17 protein-coding genes are annotated in these 23,498 nt (G+C 72.5%); 8 read left to right on the forward strand and 9 right to left on the reverse strand.

The features are described 5' to 3' along the window. Positions 1-24: 24 nt before the first annotated feature. The 3 genes from ACFYV1_RS19060 to ACFYV1_RS19070 all read left to right on the forward strand — a co-directional run bounded on the left by ACFYV1_RS19060 (position 25) and on the right by ACFYV1_RS19070 (position 6,566). Positions 25-3,777, forward strand: a complete 3,753-nt coding sequence (locus tag ACFYV1_RS19060; protein ID WP_389396657.1) for a tetratricopeptide repeat protein — start codon at positions 25-27, stop codon at positions 3,775-3,777. 382 nt (positions 3,778-4,159) lie between these two features. Further along, positions 4,160-5,281: a hypothetical protein gene (locus ACFYV1_RS19065; protein WP_389396658.1), complete on the forward strand. Its 1,122-nt coding sequence runs from the start codon at positions 4,160-4,162 to the stop codon at positions 5,279-5,281. Between the two features lie 25 nt (positions 5,282-5,306). Next, positions 5,307-6,566 (forward strand): extracellular solute-binding protein, encoded by a 1,260-nt coding sequence (locus ACFYV1_RS19070; RefSeq protein ID WP_389396659.1) that lies wholly within the window; start codon positions 5,307-5,309, stop codon positions 6,564-6,566. Between the two features lie 169 nt (positions 6,567-6,735). Here the strand turns inward: ACFYV1_RS19070 and purU are convergent, their stop codons facing one another. Together purU and ACFYV1_RS19080 are read right to left on the reverse strand one after the other, a co-directional pair. Next, positions 6,736-7,587, reverse strand: coding sequence for a formyltetrahydrofolate deformylase (gene purU / locus ACFYV1_RS19075; protein ID WP_389396660.1), 852 nt, complete (start codon positions 7,585-7,587; stop codon positions 6,736-6,738). A gap of 45 nt (positions 7,588-7,632) precedes the next feature. Further along, a complete protein-coding gene (locus ACFYV1_RS19080; protein ID WP_389396903.1) occupies positions 7,633-8,079 on the reverse strand; it encodes a hypothetical protein in 447 nt (148 codons plus the stop codon). Between the two features lie 172 nt (positions 8,080-8,251). On the opposite strand from ACFYV1_RS19080, the gene ACFYV1_RS19085 reads away from it, so the two are divergent. Continuing rightward, entirely contained in the window at positions 8,252-9,565 is a 1,314-nt protein-coding gene (locus ACFYV1_RS19085; RefSeq protein WP_389396661.1) for an ABC transporter substrate-binding protein, read from the forward strand. 116 nt (positions 9,566-9,681) lie between these two features. On the opposite strand, the gene ACFYV1_RS19090 is transcribed toward ACFYV1_RS19085, so the two are convergent. Both ACFYV1_RS19090 and ACFYV1_RS19095 read right to left on the reverse strand, forming a co-directional pair. Beyond that, entirely contained in the window at positions 9,682-11,445 is a 1,764-nt protein-coding gene (locus ACFYV1_RS19090) for a hypothetical protein (RefSeq protein ID WP_389396662.1), read from the reverse strand. Positions 11,446-11,653: 208 nt separating this feature from the next. Continuing rightward, on the reverse strand, positions 11,654-13,039 hold the full coding sequence (locus ACFYV1_RS19095) for a transcriptional regulator (protein WP_389396663.1): 1,386 nt from the start codon (positions 13,037-13,039) through the stop codon (positions 11,654-11,656). A 219-nt stretch (positions 13,040-13,258) separates the two neighbouring features. On the opposite strand from ACFYV1_RS19095, the gene ACFYV1_RS19100 reads away from it, so the two are divergent. From ACFYV1_RS19100 to ACFYV1_RS19110, 3 genes are all read left to right on the forward strand, one after another. Then, positions 13,259-13,951, forward strand: coding sequence for a bifunctional DNA primase/polymerase (locus ACFYV1_RS19100; protein ID WP_389396664.1), 693 nt, complete (start codon positions 13,259-13,261; stop codon positions 13,949-13,951). Between the two features lie 76 nt (positions 13,952-14,027). After that, positions 14,028-14,840, forward strand: coding sequence for an ABC transporter ATP-binding protein (locus ACFYV1_RS19105; protein WP_389396665.1), 813 nt, complete (start codon positions 14,028-14,030; stop codon positions 14,838-14,840). Then, positions 14,837-16,441, forward strand: coding sequence for a transporter (locus ACFYV1_RS19110; protein WP_389396666.1), 1,605 nt, complete (start codon positions 14,837-14,839; stop codon positions 16,439-16,441). Before ACFYV1_RS19105 ends, ACFYV1_RS19110 begins: the two co-directional genes overlap by 4 nt. Before the next feature lie 131 nt (positions 16,442-16,572). Here ACFYV1_RS19110 and ACFYV1_RS19115 read toward each other — a convergent pair whose 3' ends face one another. From ACFYV1_RS19115 to ACFYV1_RS19125, 3 genes are all read right to left on the reverse strand, one after another. Next, positions 16,573-17,385 carry a hypothetical protein gene (locus tag ACFYV1_RS19115; RefSeq protein ID WP_389396667.1) on the reverse strand — a complete coding sequence of 271 codons (813 nt, stop codon included), beginning with the start codon at positions 17,383-17,385 and terminating at the stop codon, positions 16,573-16,575. Next, the gene (locus ACFYV1_RS19120) at positions 17,382-18,245 is read right to left on the reverse strand and encodes an alpha/beta fold hydrolase (RefSeq protein ID WP_389396904.1); all 864 of its coding nucleotides are present in this window, start codon (positions 18,243-18,245) and stop codon (positions 17,382-17,384) included. Before ACFYV1_RS19120 ends, ACFYV1_RS19115 begins: the two co-directional genes overlap by 4 nt. A 636-nt stretch (positions 18,246-18,881) precedes the next feature. Further along, on the reverse strand, positions 18,882-19,574 hold the full coding sequence (locus tag ACFYV1_RS19125) for a metal-dependent transcriptional regulator (RefSeq protein ID WP_389396668.1): 693 nt from the start codon (positions 19,572-19,574) through the stop codon (positions 18,882-18,884). A 189-nt stretch (positions 19,575-19,763) separates the two neighbouring features. Between ACFYV1_RS19125 and ACFYV1_RS19130 the strand changes: the two genes are divergently transcribed. Further along, the gene (locus ACFYV1_RS19130) at positions 19,764-20,519 is read left to right on the forward strand and encodes an SIS domain-containing protein (protein ID WP_389396669.1); all 756 of its coding nucleotides are present in this window, start codon (positions 19,764-19,766) and stop codon (positions 20,517-20,519) included. A gap of 202 nt (positions 20,520-20,721) precedes the next feature. Here ACFYV1_RS19130 and ACFYV1_RS19135 read toward each other — a convergent pair whose 3' ends face one another. Further along, entirely contained in the window at positions 20,722-22,098 is a 1,377-nt protein-coding gene (locus tag ACFYV1_RS19135; RefSeq protein ID WP_389396670.1) for a PAS domain-containing protein, read from the reverse strand. Positions 22,099-22,566: 468 nt separating this feature from the next. Next, positions 22,567-23,301: a pyridoxamine 5'-phosphate oxidase gene (gene pdxH / locus ACFYV1_RS19140; protein WP_389396671.1), complete on the reverse strand. Its 735-nt coding sequence runs from the start codon at positions 23,299-23,301 to the stop codon at positions 22,567-22,569. Positions 23,302-23,498 lie beyond the last annotated feature (197 nt).

Raw genomic sequence — 23,498 nt, forward strand, 5'->3', positions numbered from 1 at the left:
CTCCCGTAGTTATCGTGGTGCAGTATGAGCGAGCCGTTTCGCACATCCAACTCCTCCGCACAGGAGGAAAGTTGGCGCGTACGTCTGCTCCGGGGGGCTGATCGCGCGGGCAGGCCGCTCGGCGCCGGGGTACTGCTCCCCGGCGGCCTGGTGCTGACCTGCGCGCATGTACTCCTCTCCCGCCCGGACTCCTCCGGTGTCCGCACGCCGCTGGAGGAGGTGTACGTCGACCTGCCGCGGCCTTCCGCCGGGGAGACGGCGCACCCGTTGCGGGCCCGGCTGCTGCGGGAGTACCTCGTCATGCCGACGGGCCAGTTCGGCGGGGACCTCGCCCTGCTCAAGCTGGACCACGAGCCCGCCGTGCCGCACGCCGTGCTGCACCGCCAGATCCCGGCGCGCGGCGACACGGTGCACTTCACCGGATACCCGGAGGACCTGCCCGGCGGCGAGCACCTGGACGCCCGGCTGATGGGGCGCGGCGGGCCGGCACCGACACCGGAGTGGGTACAGCTCGACGCGCTGAACGCGCCGTACGTGGTGCGGCGCGGATACAGCGGATGCGCGGTCGTGCACAGCCGTTCGCGGCGCGTCATCGGCATCGTGGCGCACCAGTTCGGCACCCCGCAGGCGCGGGTGCGAAGGGATCACGCGTACATGATCCCCACCGAGACCGTGCTCAAGCACCTGCCGCTGGAACGGCTGGGGCTGACGGTCACGGGCAAACCGGCCGTCTCCCACGACGTCGTGGTCGCGCACGACAGGACCGCCTCCGGGCGGGTACCGGGTCTGCACCGCCGGCTGACCCGGTGGCTCGACGGCGCACCGGACACCGACCCCGTGGAACCCGTGTTCGCCGGGGAGGGCGAGCACGACCTGCTCCACACGGTCAGATCGGTGCTCACGCTCGCCGACCGCGAGCAGAGCCCGCCGGAGGCGTCGCGGTCACGGGCGAGCGGCACGGGCACGGCGGACGGCGCGGACGATCCGCAGGCCGGCAGCATCGACATCGCCGTCGACGCCACCAACCGGACCGCCTACGAACTGGCGCGGGACGCGGCGGACCGGATCGGACTGGACCAACTCCCCCACGGGCCGGACGGCGTGCACCCGCCCGAACGCCACGGCAACCGTGCCACCGGGCCCCGCGGCGACGTTCCCACCGGTGACGACCCCAACGGTGACAACCCCAACGGCGACGACCCCAACGGCGACCTCCTCGGGCGGATAGCCGAGGAGAGTCCGCCGCTGAGCGCCGCCTTTCTGTCCGTCGACCGGTCGGCATCCAGCGACGACGAGATCCTGCGTCTCCTCGCCGCCCTCCTCGCCCGCGGCCAGAGCCGCCTCCTCCTCGTCTTCAGCGACCCCCGATCGCCGCTCCTCGCCCGGGTGCGCGACGAACTCCTCGGCCCCGACTGGGCCGCCCGCCGGACCGAACGGCTCGGCACCCGGCTGGCCGGACTCGCCGAGGCCGAGCAGCGGCTGCGGCAGTTCTCCGGCCCGCGGCCCCCCGCGCTGGCGCCGCGGCTGCGCAGGATGCTCGAACAGCTCGGCCCGGAAGGCCCGCTGCACGGCTCGGAGGACCAGCTCCACGCCCTGTTCCGCTGCGCCGTCGACATCGAGGCGGCCCTGCTGGACGCGGAGAGCGCGGAACTGGAGCTCACCGGCCCGGCCGGGCCCCGCGAGTTCGTCGTCGAGCCGCCCGGGGACGGGCTGACCGATCTGCCCGCCGTCGCCGTGCGCGACCCGGACGCCCTCGTCACCGAGCAGACCGGCGACCGGCTCGCGAGCGGCGAACGGCTGCACCAGCAGTACGAGGTCGTGGGCCCCATCGGGCAGGGCAGCCACGGCAAGGTGTATCTCGCCCGCGACCTGCTGCTGGAGAATCGTCCCGTCGCGCTCAAGGGAATCCTCGACCCCGGCGATCCGGCGGCCGTCCTCCAGGCCCACCAGGAACGGCTGCGGCTCGTCAGCCTCAACCACCCGTCCGTCATCCGCGTGGTCAACTACGCACGGCACGAACCCACGTCGTCCGAGTTCATCGTGATGGAGTTCGCCGACGGCGCGTCCCTGTCGTGGGTCGCGTCCCGGATCGCCAGGCGCGTGGAGCCGTTCGCGGGACCGCGGGTACGCGAGTTCATCGTCGTGTACGGCCTGCTCGTCCTCGAGGCCCTCGACCACCTGCACCGGCAGGAGAAGCTCGTCTACGGCGACCTCTCGCTCACCAACGTCCTGCACTGCGGTACCGGCATCAAACTGATCGACGTCGCGGGCGTCCGCGAACCGGGGGCGCCCGGACCGGTCAGCCACCGGCCACCGGAGAGCGGTGCCACGGGCGGCATGACCACCGCCGGCGACCTCTACACCGTCGGCGCGGTCCTCGGCGAACTGCTCGCCAAGGACCCGTCGCCACCGTCCGACCTCGGCACCGAGTCACTGCGGCGCGCCCTGTCCCGCGCCACGGCCGTCGACCCGAGACGGCGCTACGCCTCCGCGCAGGAGATGGCCGTCCAGCTGCGCGGCGTGCTGCGCGAACTGCGTTCGCTGCGGCTGGACGAGGAGACCTTCGAACCTTCGCCCCTCTTCGACTCGGCCGCCATCGCACTGGACGGGCGGCTCGGCAGACCGCCGCCCCTGGAACGCTGGCGGGCCGACGGCACCGTCGACCGGCTCGGCGCCCACGTCCCGGAACCGGCGGAGGCGGCGGTCGCGCTGCCCGTGCCCAAGGCCGACGTGCAGGACCCCAACTGGAAGGAACTGCAACGCACCTCGTACGACGACCCGGCGGGACTGCTGCAGCTCAGCGACGAGTGGCTGCCCTCGCCGGAACTCCACCTGCTGCGCTGCCGCCTCCACCTGGAGCTCGCCGGTGCCCGCCGCCACGGCCGCGACAAGGAGCTCGTGGCCGCCGCCGTGGAACTCGAGCGCGCCGGGCGCCTCCTCGGCGACCGGGCCCGCTACGACTGGCGCCTCGACTGGCACCAGGGCCTCGCCCAGCTCGCGCACGGGCGGCTGCGGCGGGCACTGGAATGCTTCGACACGGTGTACGCGGCGATCCCCGGCGAGTACGCCCCCAAACTCGCCCTCGGCTACTGCCACGAGAAGCTCGCCGACGAATGGCGGGCCGAGGAACGCGCCGACGCGCCACAGACTCCACAGGGCCCACAGGCTCAGGCCCGCCGGACGCACGAGGAGCAGGCCATGCTCTTCTACGACGCGGTGTGGCGGCGCAACCACGCGCTCGGCGCCGCCGCCTTCGGGCTGGCCCGTATCCATCTGGCCCGGCACAACCCAGAGGACGCGCTGGCCTCCCTCGACGGCGTGCCACCGGACTCCCGGCACCGCACCGCCGCGCGTACGGCGATGGTCCGCATCCACGCGGGCACCCCGACGGTCGCCTCCGCGATACGGGCCCACGCCGCGCTGCACCGGCTCACCGGCCACGAGGGGCTCACCGACCGGCAGGCGCAGGAACGTCTCCGGGCAGAGCTGCGGGAACAACTGCTGGAACTGGTACGGGTCCAGGGCCCAGGAGTGCTCGCCCAGCTGCGGGCCGCGCTGCCGGCGGGGGGCCGGCCGCCGGCGACGGAACGGGAACTGCGCGAGCAGTTGTCGGCGAGCTACCGCCAGCTGGCGAAGCAGGTACCGCGGACGGATCGCCCGGAGGGTGCGGCGCTGGCGGAGGCGCTCCTCGACAACGCGTTCAGCACGCGGCCACTGGGTCTGCGCCACACGCGCCGACGACGCCTCCGCCACCGCTTCTTCGGCAGCCCGCCGTGACCACCACCCCCGAACCGGGCCCTGCGGACGCTGGGATCCCCCAGCCGCGCCAAAGTCGCCCGGCGCGGCATCTCCAACCTCGCTGATGGAGGCGGCTTCAGCCTCGCCAGCGTTCGAGGCGCGGGGGCCCGGGTGGGGGCACCTCCCACACCGCCAGACCGTAGGGCATCTTCAGCCTCGCCGGCGTTTGAGGCGCGGGGGTACGGGGGCAGAGCCCCCGAAACACCGCGCGGAGCGCGGTGAACGGGTCCGGGCGGAGCCCGGTTGTGGGGAGGGGCGGGTAGGGGAAACGGCCCCGCGCAGCGGCCCCCAACGGGCCGGTAGGACAGGAGACACCGCACCACACGGCCGACCGGCCGGTCCGCAGACCCGAGGAGGCCTGATGAGACCCGACAGCGCCACCCTGCGGCGGTGTACCACCGCCCTGTGGCGGCACGCCGAGGCCGCGGGCCCCGCCCTGTGGGCGCGAGCCGTCGGCCGCGGCCCCGGCGGCCGACGGGCAACGGCCGCCTTCCTGCGGCGGCGGATGCTCGTGCTGCCCGCCCTCGGCCTCGTCGCACTCGCGCTGTGCGCCACCGCGTACAGCGATGTGCACGACCGGTCCGAGCGGATGCGGGACCGGTCGGTGCCCGCGCTGGAAGGGCTGGCGCAGGCCCGGACATCGCTGGGACTGGCGCAGGCGCAGGCGGAGTTACGGCTGCTGACGGCGGCGCAGGCCGGGCAGGTCGAGCTGGGTGAGACGTACCGCTCACGGCTGACGGAGGCGTCGCAGAGCCTCAACCGGGTCGCCCAGTCCGGCGCCCTGAGCCGGGGGCAGGAGCAGGAGCTGCGGGTGGTGTCCGGGCTGGTCGTCGCGTACGGCGACAAGATCGCCTGGGCGGACCGCAACCGGGCCAGCGACGTGCTGCGCGTGGCCGGTGTCGAGTACGCGGACGACCTGCTCAGCGGCCCCGGCGCCAATTCGGCCACGCCCCGCGCGCCGACCGCCGTGCTGGACCGGATCGAAGGGCTGGAGAGCCGGCTGCGGCAGGAGAACGCCGACCTGGCGGCCTGGAGTCCGCTGACTCTCACGGCCGCCGGGGCCGCCGTGCCGGCGACCGCGCTGTTCGGGTTCCTGACCGTCGGCACGGCGTTGTTCCTGCGGGACCGGCTGCGGCTGGTCAGCCTGCAGTTGGTGGCGGGCGCGCTCCCGGTTCTGATCACACCGGTGCTGCTGGCGTTCGGCGGTGCCCAGGAGCACGGGGCGCAGCAGGACGTACGGGAGGCCGCCGCCGGCCTGGCAGAGGTCGGCGCGTCCACGGGCGCCCCGCGTGCGATCGAGGCGGCGACGGACACGGCGTACGCGCGCATGGACGCGGCGAACCCGGACGGCTGGTCGCTCACGGCGGGGATCGTGGTGCCCGCGGCCGGACTCGGCGCGCTGGCCTGCGGGGTCACGCTCTGTCTGTACGGCAGGCCGTACCCGGCGGCCCGCACCCCGAGACGGCAGGACACCGAGGCGTGAGGGACTCATGAGGAGACGCAGGGGTTTGAGGGCGCTGCTCGCGGGGTGTCTGCTGTTCGTGGCGACGGCCGCGGCCGGCTGCGACGGGCGGTCGGACGAGCGGACCCTCGTCGTGCTCGGCCCGTGGACGGACGGCGAGGAGCGGCCGTTCGTCACCGCGCTGGCCGCCATCGGGAAGCAGACCGGTCACAGCTACGTCTACAAGGGGACCCGCTCCCTGCGCGAGACCCTCGTCGCCCAGCTCCAGGCCGGTGCGCCACCGGACGTGGCGATACTCAACAGCCCCGGCGAACTCGCCGAATACGCGCGGGCGGGCGATCTCCTTCCGCTGCCCGAGGAGGTCGCGGGGGCTGCCGTACCGCCCTGGGCGCCCCCGGTGACCGTCCACGAGGCCGGTGGCGAGGCCCGTACCCGTGCCTACTGGGCACCGATCCGGGTCGATCTCAAGTCGCTGGTGTGGAGCGGCAAGGACGCGGCGGACGGTGATCCGGTGTGGTGTGTGGGCCTGGGTTCGGGGGCCACGTCCGGCTGGCCCGGCACCGACTGGCTGGAGGACCTGATGCTGCAGCGCGAGGGCTCGGCCGCGTACGAGGACTGGGCGACGGGCAGGACGCCGTGGCAGCGGACCCGGCCGGTGTGGGAGGAGTGGGCGCGGTTGCTCACCGCTGACGGCCGCAGTCCCGGCGCCAAGGAGCTTGCGGACTTCGAGCTGCTCGACGACGGCCGTCACGGTCTGCTGAACCGGGGCGACTGCACCCATGAGCACCAGGGTTCGTTCATCCGCAGGCACTACGGGGACGATGTGCTGCCCAGACCCACGGCCCGCTACCTGGTCGGAATGCCGACCGGGGCGGAGGGCGGCGAGAACGCGTTCGAGGTGTCGGGCGACATGGCCGCGGTGTTCCGCGGCAGCGCGGAGGCGTGGGATCTGCTCGGGCGGCTCACCTCGAAGGCGGCGCGTGAGAGCTGGGCGAACGCGGCGCTCCCCGGTGAGCGCCCGTTCTTCCCCGGCGGCCAGGCGACCTCCGTGCCGGCGTCGCCGGCCACCCGGGAGGTGCAGCAGCTGTTCGACTCGGCGGGCCGGATCTGTTTCGACGCCTCCGACGCGATGCCGCCGACGCTTCGGGACGCGTTCCACCGGGCCGTGCTGGAGTTCGTGGACGACCCGTTGAACGAGTCGCTGCTGGACCGGTTGCTGGGGGCCCTGGAAGCGGAGCGTCTGCTGCAGCAGCAGGAGAAGGCGTTCGTGCTGGACGACCTGTGCGACAACCCGGTCCGCGGATAGCAGGCAACGCCACGGCGGCGGCACGCCACGCGACCGGCACGTCGCACGCCCGCCACGTCACGCGACCGGCACGTCGCACGCCCGCCACGTCACGCGACCGGCACGTCGCACGCCCGCCACGTCACGCGGCCGGCACGTCGCACGACCGGCACGTCACGCGGTCGGCACGTCAGGCGAAGACGACCGTGCGGCGGCCGTTGAGCAGGATGCGGTGCTCGGCGTGCCACTTGACCGCGCGGGCCAGCGCCTGGCACTCGACGTCGCGGCCGATCGCCACGAGCTGGTCGGGTGTGACCTCGTGGCCGACCCGTTCGACCTCCTGCTCGATGATCGGCCCCTCGTCGAGGTCGGCCGTCACGTAGTGCGCGGTCGCACCGATCAGCTTCACACCGCGGGCGTGCGCCTGGTGGTACGGCTTGGCGCCCTTGAAGCTCGGCAGGAAGGAGTGGTGGATGTTGATGATCCGGCCGCTGAGCTGCTTGCAGATGTCGTCGGAGAGGACCTGCATGTAGCGGGCGAGGACGACCAGCTCGACGTTCTCCGCGCGGACCAGCTCCAGCAGCCGGGCCTCCGCGGCGTCCTTGGTGTCCTTGGTGACCGGAATGTGATGGAACGGGATGTCGTACGAGGCGACGAGTTCGGCGAAGTCCGTGTGGTTGGAGACGACCGCCGCGATCTCGACGGGCAGTGCACCGGTCCGCGAGCGGAACAGCAGGTCGTTCAGGCAGTGCCCGAATCTGCTGACCATCAGGACGATCCGCATCCGCTCCTCCGCGAGATGGATCTGCCAGTCCATCTGGAAGGCGTCTCCCACCGCGGCGAAACTGGCGCGGAGCTTGTCGACCGTGACGGGGGCCTCCGCGGAGAAGTGGACCCTCATGAAGAACAGACCAGTGTCCCGGTCACCGAACTGCCGGCTGTCCTCGATGTTGCAGCCGGTGATGAACAGGTAGCTCGAGACGGCGTGCACGATGCCCTGTTTGTCAGGGCAGGAGAGCGTCAGGACGTACTGGTCGGTCATCCTCGTAGCCTGCCACATACACCAGGGCCGTACCGGGCCCGTCCGTCAGGCGGACCGGGTCATGATCCGCAGAACTTCCAGGGAACGCGGCGGGGCGTCGGGGTCCTCCCCGTCGTTCTGCGAAAGCCGGACGTGCGCGTCACGCGCCGCCTGTACGGCATCCGGCCAGCCCTGGTGCTCCAGGTACGCGGAGACCGGGGCGTCGGCGCCGATCTGGTGCATGATCCGCAGCACGCGCAGCACGGCGACGTCCACGAGGGCCGCCTCGTCGGAGTCACGGAAGATCGTCCCGACGTACTTCTCCGCGGACCAGCTGTCCAGCCAGGTGTCCTCGACCAGACGGTAGACGGCGTCCGTGACGTCGCCGTATCCCTCGAGCCCCGCCAGCCAGCACTCCTGGTGGAAGACGGGGTCGGAAAGCATGTGCAGCGCCGAACGCACATTGCTGCGCCAGCGCCACCAGGGCATGTCGTTGAGCGGCATGCCGCCCATGGTGGAGGAGCGACGGCCGCGACGGGAAGGGTTGACCGAACCTTGCTGCACGCCTTCGATCGTACGTTCCCTTTCCGCACGCCTGGACCCACCCCGGCAATTCACCTCGACGTCACCCCCCGTTGATTCGTGCTCACTGTGCCGTTACCTGGAACCGGAAGCGTGCACAGTCATGACCGGTAGGCGTCGTTCCTCCTCCTCCCGCCCTTCCAAGACCGTACGAATCCGTACCGCATACACGGCGGTGGTGGCGACCGGGGCGTCGCTCGTCGCCGGCTGCGGCGTACTCCCTGGCGACCCGGGGGGCTCCAGGGAGCCCGTCACCATCATGACCTTCGCCCCTGAGAAGACCAAGGCGACCAACATGCCCGGCATGCCGGCGATGGCCGAGGCCTACGCCCGCTGGACCGCGTCCCAGGGCGGCATCGACGGCCACGAACTGCGCGTCATCACCTGCAACGAGAAGAACACCCCCAGGGGTGCGGCGATGTGCGCCCGGCAGGCGGTCAAGGAGGGCGCGGCCGCGGTGGTCGGATCCTACAGCCAGTACGGCGACGCCTTCATGGCACCGCTGGAAGCCGCGGGCATTCCCTTCATCGGCGGATTCGGCGTCTCCGACGAGGAGTTCTCCAGCTATCTGTCCTATCCCGTCAACGGCGGCCAGGCCGCGCTGCTCGCCGGTAACGGCGAGCAGCTGGCCAACGTCTGCGACAAGGTCGCACTCGTACGGCCGGACAGCCTCGCCGGGGACGACCTCCCCGACCTCCTCAACTCCGGTCTGGCGCAGGAGAAGGGGCGTGAGTCCGCGGACATCCTCGCCGCCGACGACGCCTCCGACTACGCCGACGAGGCCGAACGGGCGCGCAAGGAGGCGGCCGAACCCACCTGGACGACGGCCAGGGACGGCGACGACCGGCCGGGCTGTGTCACGGCCGCGCTCGGCGAGCGCACGGAGACCTTCTTCGACTCCTACCGGCGGCTGCCGGAGGACGGCCGGCAGGTCAGGATCTCGTCGGTCATGGGAAGCGTCGGCCAGCCCCTCATCGACCGCACCGGCGGCCGCAACGGACCCTACGAGGGCGCCTACGTCACCGGCTGGTACCCGGACGCGAGCGACGCCCGCTGGGACCGGATGCGTGACGTCATCAGGACCCACGCCTTCGGCGACAACAGCGTCGACCCGGCCGACGCCGGTGTGCAGACCACCTGGATCGCGTACTCGGTGCTGGCCGAGGTCATCAGGGCGATCGACAGCGACCGCATCACACCCGGCAAGATCTCGCACGCCCTCGACCAGGGGGTGAAGGTGTCGACCGACGGCCTCACGCCGGACCTGCGGTGGATCTACGAGGACATGCTCGGCGCCTCCCGTTACCCCCGGATCGTCAACACCGCCGTGACCTTCCAAGTGGTGCGCGACGGACGCCTGGTGGCGCAGCGCAAGGGCTTCGTCGATGTCGCCGCGACCCTGATGGACGCTTCCTAGCGCAGGGCCCGGCCTGCCGGATCCCGGCAGGCCGGATCCGGCGTGCCGGCTCCCGGGCCGGTTCCCACGGCCCGGACCGGGCCGTCCCACAGGGGTCCGGCCCGGGGTCCGCCGGCTCAGAGCTGGCTGCTGCTGCGCTCCGTCAGGCCGTACTTGCGGGCGATCGAGTTCCACAGCTTCGACGCCTCGTTCTTCGCCTTCGTCGCCTCACCGCTCGCGGTGTTGCCCAGGGCGGTCTGCTTCGTGGTCCGCGCCTTGCCGTCCTTGCAGCCCTTCTTGCTCTTCACCTGCCCCGCCCATGCCGCGTAGTGGTCGTCGGCCGACGCAGACGCCTGCCACGCCTTGGTCAGCGACGCGGTCAGCGCGGTGTGGTCCGGCAGCTTGTCCACCGACAGGGCGCCCAGCCGGGTCACCAGTTCGCGGCGCTGCTGGGCGGCGCCCTTGAGGTCCGCGGCAGCCTGGTCCAGGTTCTTGCAGGACCTGATGTTCTCCACGGAACGGATCACCGCGGCACGGCTGTTGTTGCTGTCCGCGAGAAGCTTGTCGAGCTCCTTGGCCTGCGGTTCCGCGGGATCGGCGGCCTTGGTGGAGGGGGTCGACGCGCTGGGCGCCGGACTGTCGGCGGCGACGTTCTGGCCGGTGCCCGGATCCTTCTCGTCCTCGCCGCCGAACATCACCGCGCTGACACCGAGACCGAGCACGGCACAACCGATGACGAGCGCGGCGACCACGGGCACGGTGGACCGGCGGCGCGGCTCGGGCTCGGGGTCGTACTGCGGCTCGGATCGGACCGGCTGCTGGTAGCCGGGGCGGCGCGCCTGCTGATGGGCGGGCGGCGGCTCGTCGAAACGGGGCATCTGCTGTGTGGCGTCGGCCGGTTCGGGACCGGCCCCCTCCGAGCGGAAGAGGCTGTCGAACTCCGCGGGGGGCTGCCGGTCACCGGGAGCACCGGGCCGGATGCCGAACGGCGCCCCGGCGGGAGCGGGCGGCACGGCGGCGCCGGCGGGGCCCGGCGGACCGTTCCCGCCCGGCACAGGGGCGATGTACTGCGTGGCGTCGGAGTCCGAGGTCTGCGGCACGCCCTGCGGGCCGCTCTGCGGGTCGCCGGAGGCCGCCAGGGGCCCCGTACCGAGGAACGTCGTCGACTCCGCCGGCACCTCGGGCGGCAGCGCGCCGGAGGCGACGGGCGCGATGTACTGCGTCGCGTCGGAGTCGCCCATGGGGGCGGCCTGCGGGTACGCGCCGTGCGGGCCCGGCGCCTGCGGGGCCTGGCCGGGGGCGGTCTGCTGGTAACGGCCCTGCGGGTCCACGCCCTGGGGAGCCTGTGGCGGCAGCGCGCCCGGAGCGGGGAACTGCCCCTGGCCGGGACCGGTCTGCGCCGCGTACGGCGGCGGGTACTGACCCTGCGGAGCCGCACCCTGAGGGCCCTGCGGGGCGCCCTGCGGCGGAAGGGGCTGTGCGTGCACTCCGGGATGCGGGGGTGGCGGCGTGCCGTACCCGGCGGGTGAGTGCGGCTGCTGCTGCGGATGCTGCGGCGGCGGCGCACCGTAGGCACCCGGCTGTGCGGGGCCGCCGGGGTAGCCGTAGCCACCGGTCGGTGCGGGGCCGCCGGGGTAGCCGTAGCCCTGCGGCGTCCCGCCGGGCTGCGGGGGCGGACCCGGAGGGTAGCCGTATCCCGGCGCCTGGGGCGCCTGCGGCGCGGACTGGGGCCCCCAAGGCTCACCCCACGGCTGCCCACCCGCCGGAGTGGCCTGCGCGCCCGGCGCGCCCGGCGCGCCCGGTATGAGGGGCTCACTGCCGTCGGCGGGCAGCACGACGCCTTCGTGCGCGGGCCGCGCGGCGGGCAGCCACTGCTCGCCCTCCTGTCCGCTGTGCGTCACCGGGACTCCTACGTGTGGACCTACGAAACCGTCGGTTCACGCTACCGGGTGCCCGGAGCGGTCCGCACACACGTGCCCCAGCAGTGACAGGATGCGGACACAACTCGCAGTTGAAGGGCGGGAGAAAGCCCTTGCCCGGCTGCCGCTCCGCCCGCTTCCCCGACCCCCCTCTCGCGTCATGCGGCCCCCGCGTCACCCGGTCCGTGCGTCACGCGGCGGACCGCGGCTCGAGGCGCGCGGCGAACTCCCGGACCACCGGCTCCTGCGCGTACGGCTGCATCCTCAGCAGCAGGTCGTCGAGATACTCAGCGCCCCTGCTGGAGCGCAGTGTGCCGAGCAGCTCGACCGCCCGCGTGCCCGTGTAGCAGGCCTGTTCCACCTCACGCTGCTGCACCTGCGCGGAGGCCAGCAGTACGAGGCCGATCGCACGGCGTCTCGCCCGCGACTCGGGGTGGCCGTCCAGCGCGTCCGCCGCGTGCCGTGCCGCGGTCTGTGCGTGACCGAGGTCCCGGTAGCAGTGGGCCAGCTCGTCCGCGAGGTACGCCCGGTCGAAGTGGGTGATCCAGACCGGATCGTCGCCCGAGCCCGCGTCGGCCCGCTCCAGGGCGGTGACCGCTCTGCCGGCCACCTCATGGCAGGTACGGGCATCCCCGAGCAGGGCGTGCCCGCGTGCCTCCGCCGCGTGGAACATCGCCTGCACCCGTGCCGTGACCCGCCCCCGCGCGCCTTCCTGTGCCGCTCTGGCGAGCTGAGCGACCTCCCGCGGGCTGCCGAGCTCCGCGGCCAGGTGGCTCATGGACGCGGCCAGCACATAGCCGCCGTAGGCGCGGTCGCCCGCGGCCTGCGCGAGCCGCAGCGCCTGGATGTAGTACCGCTGGGCGAGTCCCGGCCGACCGGTGTCCACGGCCATGTAACCGGCGAGCTCCGTCAGCCGCGCGACGGCCGCGAACAACTCCCTGCCGACGGCCTCGCGGTACGAGCCGGCGAGCAGTCCGGCGACCACGCTGTTCAGGTAGTGCACGACGACCGGCCGTACATGGCCGCTGCCGAAGCGGTGGTCCATCTCGGTCAGGGCCGCGGTCATCGCCCGGACGGCGTCGACGTCCGCGGTCCCGACCCGCGCGCCGGCGGTGCGCGCCACCTGCGCGTCGACTTGGGTGATCAACCAGTCCCGGCTCGGCTCGACATGGGCCGACACGGCGACCGCCGAGCCCGACAGCCCTTCGCCGCGGCCCGCGTCGCCGCGCCACAACTCGCAGACCTGCTCGATCGCCCCGGTGACGGTCGACGCGAACTGCAGGCCGATGCCGCCTGCGAGGTTCCCGCCGCTCGCCATGCCGATCTCCTCGACGGAGACCGGACGGCCGAGCTTGCGGCCGAGCGCCTCCGCGATGACGCCGGGCGCTCTGCCGCGCGGCTGCTGGCCGCGCAGCCAGCGCGCCACGGACGTCTTGTCGTAGCGCAGGTCGAGGCCGCGTTCCGCGCCCATCGTGTTGACGCGCCGGGCCAGCCCGGCGTTCGAGCATCCGGCTTCCTGGATGAGCGCGTACAGCCGTTCGTTCGGCTGACGGACGACGAGAGACCTGGCTGCCATGAACAACCCCCTGGTGCCGCGATGATCAATGATCTGATCGATGCCCGGCTCATATACGGAGAATGCAGAGATGGCAGGGTTGGTTCCTTTTGCCGTCCCGGCCCCGCGCGCCCGCCCCGCCCGCCCGTGCGCCTGTGCGCCCCAGGTGCAGGATCGATGCTGCGGGGCCCATCGCCTCACGCCCCGTAACCCGTGCCTTCAGCGGTAGTTGAGTGTGTCGTGGAAGAGACCATAGGAGTCACGGAAGCCGTACAGATCCCCCATCAGCGAGGCGAGCAGCTGCTGGACTGCGCCGTGCGGTACGCGGAAGAGCGGCACTGGGACGTGTTCCCCGGCACTTGGTTGGAGGCGGCACGCGGCACGCAGCACTGCTCGTGCGGCGACAACGACTGCGCCCTCCCCGGCGCGCACGCCTCCCGGCCCGACTGGGCGAGCCAGGCCACCGGCAGCGCCACGGCCGCACGCAGACTCTGGTCGAAACATCCGACCGCCTCGATCCTGCTCCCCACCGGCCGCACCTTCGACGCCCTCGACGTGCCGGAGTCGGCCGGCTTCCTGGCGCTGGCGCGCATGGAGCGGATGAATCTCCCCCTCGGCCCCGTCACCTGCACCCCCGATCGCCGAATGCTGTTCTTCGTGCTGCCGGGCGCGGCGCTCAAGGCCCCTGAGCTGATCAGGAACCTCGGCTGGTTGCCGAGCTATCTCGATCTGGTCGCACGCGGTGAGGGCCACTACGTGGCGGCCCCGCCGACCCGGGTCGGCGGACAGGGCGCCGTGCAATGGGCGCGCCGTCCCACTACCGCGAACCGCTGGCTCCCCGACGCGGAGGAACTGATCAGTCCACTGGCGTACGCGTGCGGGAGGGACGCGGCAGCGGCGAGGATCCGTACGGCAGCGGGCTCCGCTCCGTAGGAGGGCGTCCGTAGGGTGGACCCGGACATCAGTGCCCACGAGGCACGCACGGGGACTCCGAAAGGCGCGGAAAAACATGCCTGACCAGGCAGTTGACGAGGTGGGCGGAGCGCGTACGGCTCCGCCCGCCGTGCATGTCGAGGGGTTGTGGAAGCGGTTCGGTGAGCAGATCGCGGTCGCGGGGATCGATCTGACACTGCCCGCGGGGAGTTTCATCGGTCTGGTGGGACCGAACGGAGCGGGCAAGACGACGACTCTGTCGATGATCACGGGCCTGCTCCGTCCGGACCAGGGCCGGGTCCGGGTCGCCGGCCACGACGTATGGCGCGACCCGGTCGAGGTCAAGTCCCGCATCGGCGTGCTGCCGGAGGGTCTGCGGTTGTTCGAGCGCCTGTCCGGCCGTGAACTGCTCGCCTACAACGGCCGGTTGCGCGGTCTGCCGGGTGACGAGGTCGACAAGCGCGCGGGCCAGCTGCTGGACGTGCTCGACCTGGCGGGCGCGCAGCACAAGCTGGTCGTCGACTACTCGACCGGCATGCGCAAGAAGATCGGTCTCGCGGCGGCGCTGCTGCACAACCCGGAAGTGCTGTTCCTGGACGAGCCGTTCGAGGGCGTCGACCCGGTGTCGGCGCAGACGATCCGCGGGGTGCTCGAGCGGTACACCGCGTCCGGGGCGACCGTCGTCTTCTCCAGCCATGTCATGGAGTTGGTCGAGTCGCTGTGCGACTGGGTGGCGGTGATGGCGGCCGGCACGATCCGTGCCCAGGGGCCGCTGGCCGAGGTCCGAGGCGACGCCCCCTCGCTGCAGGCCGCGTTCCTGGAGCTGGTCGGCGCGCACGGCAGGGACGACGGGCAGTCGTTGGACTGGCTCGGCGGCGGTGCCCGTTGAGCACGGCGTCCCTGACTTCCGTATTCGTACGGCTGAAGCTGTCACTGCTGCGCAACGGGCTGCGCCAGTCGTCGGGCCGCAGGGCCGCGTTCATCGTCTCGATGGTCCTGGTGCTGCTGTTCGCCGTGCTCCAGTTGCTGGGGCTGTTGCTGCTGCGCGGCAACGAGCACGCCATGCCGCTCGTCGTCCTGCTCACGGGCCTGCTGGCACTGGGCTGGGCGGTGCTGCCGCTGTTCTTCCCGAGCGGCGACGAGACGCTCGACCCAACGCGTCTGGTGATGCTGCCGCTGCGGCCCGGCCCGCTGGTGACCGCCCTGCTGGGCGCGTCGCTCGTGGGCATCGGCCCGCTGTTCACGCTCTGTGTGGTCGTCGGCTCGGCACTGGCGCTCTCGCACGGCGCCGCCGCGCTTCTCGTGTCGGTGGTCGCCGTCCCGCTGGCCCTGCTGGTCTGCCTGGCACTGGCCCGCACGGTCGCGGCCGCCAACATCCGGCTGCTCACCTCCCGCAAGGGCCGCGATCTGGCGGTGCTCAGCGGCCTCGTGATCGCGGTGGGCATCCAGTTCGTCAACTTCGGTGTGCAGCGCCTCAGTGACGCGGGCGGCCTCGCGACACTGGAACCGGCCGCGGCGATCGTACAGTGGGTGCCACCGGCGTCCGCGATCGGCGCCGTGGACTCCGCGAGCGACGGCGCGTACGGTTCGGCGCTCGCCCAACTCGCCCTGTCGGTCCTGGCTCTCGTCCTCCTGCTGCGGGCATGGCGGCAGAGTCTGACCAAGCTGATGACGGCGCCGGACGGCTCGACGCTCGCCGCGGCGTCGGAGCCGACGCGGGGTCCGTCCGCCGCCGGCCGGTGGCACGGACTGCTGCCCGAGGGCCGTACGGGAACGGTGATTCAGCGCAGCATCAAGTACATCTGGCGCGACCCCAAGACGAAGGGCGCCTGGGTGTCCTCACTGGCGGTCGGGCTGATCGTGCCGATCTTCAACGCCCTGCAGGGCACCGGCTCGATCTACTTCGCGTGCTTCGCCGCGGGGATGCTCGGCATCATGACGTACAACCAGTTCGGCCAGGACACCTCGGCCTTCTGGATGGTGGCCCTGACGATTTCGTCCACGCGTGACGCCTACGACGAACTGCGGGCGCGCACCCTGGCGATCCTGGTCGTCACCGTCCCGTACGTGGCGGTCGTGTCGGTGATCACCGCGGTGGTGCTCGACCGTCTGCACGACGTGCCGGAGGTGCTGGGCCTGTCGTTCGCGCTGCTCGGCGCGATGCTCGCGACGGGCGCCGTGTCGTCGGCCCGTTTCCCGTACTCGATCCCCCAGGACAGCGCGTACAAGAACGTGGCACCGGGGCAGGGCGGGATCGCCTGGCTCTCGATCTTCGGCGGCATGGTCGTGGCGGCGCTGCTGTGCGCCCCGGTGATCGTGCTCACCGTCTGGCTCAACACGTCCGCCGGCCAGGACACCGGGGCCCAGTGGCTGCTGCTGCCGGTCGGCGCGGTGTACGGGGCACTGATCGCCTGGGCGGGCGTACGGCTGGCGGCACCCTGGACGGCCAGGCGGCTGCCGGAGATCCTGACGGCCGTCAGCAAGGGGTGACGGCCGGCGCAGGGGTGCCCGCACGGTCGAACGGCGTCGTGACCACGTCGGCGCCGCTCGACCGTACGGGCAGCCGGATCCACGAGCCGGGCCGCAACATCCGCAGCCGCCCGCGTACGCCGGGAACGTGGTCACTGGTGCGTGGCGCCGCCCGGCAGGTCCGCGCCGCAGAAGACGCACACGAAGTGGTTCTCCCGGACGATGTTGAGTTCGGTGCACCCCGTGCAGTGACGGAAGACGAACTCCTGCGTGAACCGCGCAGGTCGGGCGATCCCGGCCCGGTCGAGGGCGGCGGCCACGGACGGCCAGCAGTCGGGATCGGGGCAGTAGCCGGTGGACTGGTTGGTGACCTCGACCACCTCCCACCGGCCGCCGTCCCGCCGACCGTCATGCCGCCGATCGCCGTCCCACCGGAAGGAGACCTCGCCGGCCGCACGGACACTGCCCCGCCCGGCACAGGCGACATGCTCGCTGCGCCGGGCGGCCAGCCGCAGGAAGCCGTCCTCGTCGACGACGTACGTGAAGGGTTCCGCCCACTCCGCGGGTTCCCGGGCCGCGGCCCACGCCCGGAAGTCGTCGGCACCGCGGACGACCTGTCCCACCGGTACTCCCTCGGCGGCATGCCAGATCTCACGCGGGCCCAGGTACCCGAAGCGGCGGGGTCCGTCTGTGGAGAGCACCGTCCGCTCGCGGAGGGGGCCCCTCCCGGAGAAGCCCACCTTCGCGCTGTGCGGCGGATCCACCCCGTCCACCGGCCGCCCGTACTGGTCCATCCATTCGAGGACCAGGCGCCCGTCCTCGTACGCCTGCCCGGCGCGGGCGACGCCGGCCAGGCAGCGCACGACGCACACCGCGCCGTGTTCGTCCACGGATCTGATCTCGACGATCTGGAGCTCCGTCGGACCCGTCCGGGCGGGCACCGGGGGTGGGCCGGGGTCTGTCATGGCGTCAGGGCGCCGTCCAGGAAGGGTTCGATGGCCGTGCGCCAGCCGGCCGGGCAGTCGTAGTGGACCAGGTGGCCCGCCTCGGGGACCTCGCCGTACTGGCCGCGGGGCAGCACACGAACCATCTCCTGGGCCTCCGCGCGGCCCAGTGCGCCGTCGAGGCCGCGGACGACCAGCGTGGGGCAGTCGACCTGGGCGAGCTCCTCCCAGTGCGCGTCGTGGACCCATGTCTCGCGGGACGCGAGCATCTGCTGCGGGGAGAACACCGGGCGCCAGCCGTCGGCGCATTCGGCCATCACCTCGGCGAAGAACTCTCCGCGCGCCGGGTTCGGACGCTCGACCCGGGGGTCGTCCTCGCCGAACCACTTGCGGACGTCCGCGAGGGTCGCGAACGGCACGGGCCAGGAGCGGAACCAGTTCTCCCACTCCCGCTGCGTCGCGACGCCGAGCGCCGAGGCGCGCATGTCGCAGATGACCAACGCCTGGACCAGGTCGGGGCGTTTGGCCGCGACCTGCCAGGCGGTGAGGGCGCCCATCGCGTGGCCGATCAGGGTCACGGGCGCGAGGCCCAGTTGTTCGATCGCGGCCTCCGCGTCGGCCACGTAGGCGTCGCGGGTGTACGGCCCGTCGGCGGGCTTGTCGCTGCGTCCGTGGCCGCGCTGGTCGAGAGCGACCGCGCGATGCCGCTCGGCGAGCCAGCGTGCCGTCGAGGCCCAGTGCGAGGCACGCCCCATCAGACCGTGGAGCAATAAGACTCCCGGGGCGTGTTCACCCTCCCCGTGTCCCTTGGGCGGGTCCGCGAACTCCCAGGCAGCCAGGCCCACGCCGCCTGCTCCGGTCACATCGATGCGCCGCACCATCGATCCTGGCACCCCCTTCTCTCCCCCGAGTCGGACTGGCCCGTGGCGAGCCCCGTGTCGAGCCCCGCCAGACTATCGAACTTGTATTCGAAAACGCGGCCCTGCCGCGCAACACCCCTCATTCGAGTGACCACACCCGGGGATTGACCGGCGCTGCCGAGGGGAGATCTTCTGCGGGAGGCGGGCCGCTCGGGGAAGACGGTCCGTGGGGAATGACCCTGGGAGCTCGGGGCTCCGGGTCAGCACAGGGGAGGACAGGTCCCGGCACCCTCGGGCGCCGGGACTCCTCCTTTTCAGGGAGCCCGCACAGAAGCGGCAGCACGGCACGGGGCAAGGACGAGGACAGAGATGTCCGCGTGGCCGTCCGCGCCGATTCCCGCGCGCGGCGTACGACAGGCGCACCACCCTGATTCCCTCCCCTGCCCTCACTGGGAGTCCCCACCCCCGGGCCGTGGTCATATGCCTCAGCCACAGGGTGGCACGCGATTCGCCCGGCCGCTGCCATTCCGTACGGAAAACGGTTTCAGCCGGATCAAATCCGGCCTGATGCCGTCGCAGTCCCGAAGACGCCCGCAGCACGCGGACCGGCCCCGCACCCGGGTACCGGGTGCGGGGCCGGTCCGGACGGACCCGGTGTCAGCGCTTGGCCACGAACACGTGCGAGGCCACCTCGGCGTCCAGCTCCGCCGCCTCACCGCTGCTGCCCACGAGCACCCCGCCCGCCGACTCCGTCACGCTCACCACGGAGCCGGGCTGCACACCCGCACGCCGCAGCGTGTACATCAGCTGGGCGTCCGTCTGGATCGGCTCACCGATCCGCCGCACGACCACCGTCTTGCCGTCCGAACCCGGATCCAGCTCGGCCAGGGAGACCATGCTGTCGTCCAGGAACGGGTCGGCCTCCGCCTTCTCGCCGAGCTCCTCGAGACCCGGGATCGGGTTCCCGTACGGCGACTCCGTCGGATGCCGCAGCAGCTCCAGCACCCGCCGCTCCACCGCCTCGCTCATCACGTGCTCCCACCGGCACGCCTCGGCGTGGACCTGCTCCCACTCGAGCCCGATCACGTCGACGAGCAGACACTCGGCGAGCCGGTGCTTGCGCATCACACGCGTGGCCAGCTGACGGCCCTCGCCGGTCAGCTCCAGGTGCCGGTCGCCGGCCACCGTCACCAGACCGTCGCGCTCCATACGCGCCACGGTCTGGCTGACCGTCGGGCCGCTCTGGTCGAGCCGCTCCGCGATCCGGGCGCGCATGGGCACCACACCCTCCTCCTCGAGCTCGAGGATGGTGCGGAGATACATCTCCGTCGTGTCGATCAGTCCGGACATACGTGCCCCTCGATGCTGTGACTTGAAATCAGTCGTTCGCTGGCCCCGGGTCAATTCTTGCGCATCCCGCCGACAACCGTGCCGCCCGCGGCACGGGCCGTATTGACACGGCAATGGTCCAGACCGCAACGTGATCCGCGACACGGGTACCACCAGTACTCCCCCCACCCCTGCGGAAAGGGCTCGGCGATGAGCGAGAGCAAGCTGGCCGGTCAGTTCTTCGACGCCGCGATCGGCCTGCTGCAGCGCGTGCGGGACGAGGAGTCCGAGAACATCACGGCCGCGGGGAACGCCGTCGCCGACACCGTGGCCCTGGGCGGCCGGCTCTTCGCGTTCGGCGCCGGACACTCGTCCCTCGCCGCGCAGGACGTCGTCTACCGGGCCGGCGGTCTCGCTCTGATGAACCTGCTCGCCGTCCCCGGCGTCGTGGGCGTCGACGTCATGCCGGCCACGCTCGGCTCCGCGCTGGAACGCGTCGACGGCCTGGCCGGCGCGGTCCTCGACTCCAGCCCCGCCCGGTCCGGCGACCTGCTCGTGATCATCTCCCTCTCGGGCCGCAACGCGCTCCCCGTCGAGATGGCCATGAACGCCCGCGCCCTCGGCCTCACGGTCGTCGGCGTCACCTCGGTCGCCTACGCGCGGGAGACGAAGTCCCGGCACTCGTCGGGCACGTTCCTCAAGGACCACTGCGACATCGTGCTCGACTCCCACATCGCGGTCGGCGACGCGGAACTCACCCACGCCGGCATCGAGGCACCGTTCGCCCCGGCGTCCACGGTCGTGACCAGCGCGCTGATGCAGGCGACCATGGCCGCCGCGGCGGAACGGCTCGCCGAGCGGGGCATCGAGCCGCCGCTGTTGCGGTCGGGCAACGTGGACGGTGGGCACGAGTGGAACGGCCGCGTGATGGAGGAGTACGGCGACCGGATCTTCTTCCGCCACTGACGCCTGCGGCGGGCCTGTGCTTCTCCCCGCCCCTTCCCGCTGTACTCGCTGTGCGGCTCCGGCGCGTGGCGGGCTCCGCCCGGACCCGTTCACCGCGCTCAGCCCGGTGTTTCGGGGGCTCTGCCCCCGGGCCCCCGCGCCTCAAACGCCGGCGAGGCCGAAGGCGCCCCCGCGCGAAGCGCGGTACGGCGGGCATGCACGATCAGTCGCGCGCCGCTTCCGCCAGATCCAGCGCCGCCCCCACCGGTGCCGCCACGCTCTCCGCGTAGACCGCGTCCGGGCGTTCGAAGGCCGGGCGGGCCGGGCCGCGGAGGAAGGTCAGGACTCCGACCGTCCGTCCCCGGCTGCGCAGCACCGTGCACAGGGCGTGCGCCGCGTCACACGGCCACTGCCGGCGCTCCGCCCAGGCCCCGGGCGCGCCCTCCGCGCCGGCACTCGCCCGTACGGAGCCGACCCGCTCCATCGCCTGGAACACCGGATGCCCAGGGGTGTACCGGACCGGGAGTCCGCCGCCCGCCACCCCCGCGCAGGGGCCCGGCGCCCCCGCCGGTGACTCGGCCACCCGCACCAGACGCCCGCCGGCGCCGCCGGCACCGCTGTCACCTTCCGCGATGTCCAGCAGCACATGGTCGGCGAAGCCGGCCAGCGCGAAGTCGAGATAAGCGGTCGCCGCCTCCGCCGGGTCCTCGCACTCCGCGGCCGCACGGCCCGCCCGGTGCAGCTGACTCGACCGGAACCGCAGACGACTCGCCTCGTGCTCCGCCAGCTTGGCGTCCGTCACGTCGTGGAACAGCCACCCCACCCCCAGCGGAACCGGCTCCTCCGCGAGCGGGGAGGCCAGTCGCAGGAACCCGCTGCGCCAACAGCGCCGCTGCTCCTGCCCGTCGGCCCCGGCAAGAACCACCCACAGGTCGACGAGACCTCGCGGCGCGCCTTCCGCCAGCACATGGTGCAGCGCGCCCTCCAACTCCTCGACGCCCTGCTCGAGCAGTTCACCCAGCGGTCGTCCCAGCGCCGACGAGCGTCCCGCCCCGAGCGCGCGGGCCGCCTCACCGTTGACGACGGCGGGCCGCAGGTCCACGTCGACCAGGACGACACCCCACGACGCCTCGTCGAAGAGCGCCTCGCTCAGCGCTATGGACCGCTCGAGATCGATCTGCGCATGCACCTCGCTGAAGGCGCAGTACACCCCGGCGGGCCCGCCGTCCGCGCCGGACACCCGCGCCGACTGGGTCCGCACGAGCACCCGCCCGCCGTCCTTGCGCAGCAGCGCGAACTCGTGAACCTGCCGCCCGGGCGCGTCCATCGCCCCCATCAGCCGCTCCTGCACCTCGCCCGCGTCCGCGCTGCGCACGGCCCACCCGGCGAACCCCCGTCGGCCCACCGCCTCCCGCGCCGACCAGCCGAGGATCCGCTCCGCCTCACGGTTCCAGTGCGTCACCGTCCCGGCGGCGTCGAAGGCGCAGAGCGCGGCGTCCATGCCGTCGAGCAGCGCCGCGAGCAGATCCGCCCCGTCCGGTCCGGGCTCGGGCTCCCCGGCGCCGGGTGCGTCGGTGATCTCACTCCTGGAAGCACTCATCCCGGGACCCCCTGCAGGACGTGTCCACGTGCACCGATGACCGAGCCCATTCAACTTCAACGTGACCCACGACACACAGGCTTCCCCGAAATCGCCCCACGACCCGAAGACCCGTGCCCCGAAGACCCGTGCCCCGAAGACCCGCGACCGCCCCGCCTGCGACGACCTCGAGGCGGTGGAAAAGCCGCTCACGGAAACGGGCCCGTAAATCGCTTGAACCGTCCCGAGCCGGTTCCTAGGCTGTGGGCACACGCGAAAGGAGGTGATCCGAAAACATGATTTCTTTTCGGACTCGTGAGGTGACTGCGGGCTAACGGCCTGCCGTCGCACTCTGTGCACCTCGGCAGGTCGTCTGCCGAAACCCAAGCAGTCACCCGACCCGTGGGCCGCCGGTAAGTCCGGCCGGCTCCCTCCGTCCGGACGGAGGGACCAAAGGCCCACGGGTCGTCTGCGTCCCCGGGCCCGCCGTCAGGGCGCCAGGCGTTCGACCCGCCAGCCGCCGTCCGCGGTGACGTAGCGCAGCCGGTCGTGGAGGCGGTTCTCGTGGCCCTGCCAGAACTCCACCGCGTCGGGTACGACGCGGATGCCGCCCCAGTGCGGGGGCGCGGGCACCGGTTCACCCTCCGGGTAGCGCGCGGACAGCTCCTCGTAGCGGCGCAGCAGGTCCTCGCGTGAGGCGATCACCGCGGACTGGTCGCTCGCCCAGGCGCCGAGCCGGGAGCCGTACGGCCGGCTTCCGAAATAGGCGGCGGTCTCTTCGCGGGCGATGCGGGACGCCGTGCCGGTGACGATGATCTGGCGCTCGAGCGGATGCCACGGGAACAGCAGCGACACGTACGGGTTGGCGTCGATCTCGCGGCCCTTGCGCGAGTCGTAGTTGGTGAAGAAGACGAAGCCGCGGGCGTCGTACTGCTTCAGGAGCACCGTGCGCGAGGAGGGCCGGCCGTCAGGCGTGGCCGTGGAGACGATCATCGCGTTGGGTTCCAGGAGGGCGGCCGCGGCGGCCTCCGCGAACCATTGCGCGAACTGTTCCATGGGCCCGGCGGCCAGGGCGTTCTCGTCGAGCGGTGTCGAGCGGTACTGCTCGCGCATGACGGCGGGGTCCGGGACGACGAGTTCGGTCCCGGCCGGGTCGGGTGCGGGCAGGCCCGAGACGGTCACGTCCGAGGGGCCGGGTTCGGGAGCGGCGGCGTGGTCGGTCACGACGCCATCCTGCCGCAGAGATCGAGTTTGCCCGGCACGGAGTGCCGCCAACCCTCCCGCCGCGAATTGGGGCAGTGTGCCGGTTATCACGCTTCCCCGCATCGGGCGGACCGGCCAAAATCTTGGGTCGGGCCTCTGTGGCCTCCATACAGCAGGGGATATCGTGCCTGCCTCCCGGCGGCGGGTGACCACCGGCC

This window comes from Streptomyces sp. NPDC003023 (assembly GCF_042888225.1).
Classification (GTDB): domain Bacteria; phylum Actinomycetota; class Actinomycetes; order Streptomycetales; family Streptomycetaceae; genus Streptomyces.

Coding starts and splice junctions, on each gene's coding strand:
- ACFYV1_RS19125 (WP_389396668.1), bottom strand. CDS start 19,574: ATGTCCGGACTGATCGACACGACGGAGATGTATCTCCGCACCATCCTC.
- ACFYV1_RS19130 (WP_389396669.1), top strand. CDS start 19,764: ATGAGCGAGAGCAAGCTGGCCGGTCAGTTCTTCGACGCCGCGATCGGC.
- ACFYV1_RS19060 (WP_389396657.1), top strand. CDS start 25: ATGAGCGAGCCGTTTCGCACATCCAACTCCTCCGCACAGGAGGAAAGT.
- ACFYV1_RS19080 (WP_389396903.1), bottom strand. CDS start 8,079: ATGGGCGGCATGCCGCTCAACGACATGCCCTGGTGGCGCTGGCGCAGC.
- ACFYV1_RS19120 (WP_389396904.1), bottom strand. CDS start 18,245: ATGGTGCGGCGCATCGATGTGACCGGAGCAGGCGGCGTGGGCCTGGCT.
- ACFYV1_RS19095 (WP_389396663.1), bottom strand. CDS start 13,039: ATGGCAGCCAGGTCTCTCGTCGTCCGTCAGCCGAACGAACGGCTGTAC.
- ACFYV1_RS19065 (WP_389396658.1), top strand. CDS start 4,160: ATGAGACCCGACAGCGCCACCCTGCGGCGGTGTACCACCGCCCTGTGG.
- ACFYV1_RS19135 (WP_389396670.1), bottom strand. CDS start 22,098: ATGAGTGCTTCCAGGAGTGAGATCACCGACGCACCCGGCGCCGGGGAG.
- ACFYV1_RS19105 (WP_389396665.1), top strand. CDS start 14,028: ATGCCTGACCAGGCAGTTGACGAGGTGGGCGGAGCGCGTACGGCTCCG.
- ACFYV1_RS19085 (WP_389396661.1), top strand. CDS start 8,252: ATGACCGGTAGGCGTCGTTCCTCCTCCTCCCGCCCTTCCAAGACCGTA.
- purU (WP_389396660.1), bottom strand. CDS start 7,587: ATGACCGACCAGTACGTCCTGACGCTCTCCTGCCCTGACAAACAGGGC.
- ACFYV1_RS19115 (WP_389396667.1), bottom strand. CDS start 17,385: ATGACAGACCCCGGCCCACCCCCGGTGCCCGCCCGGACGGGTCCGACG.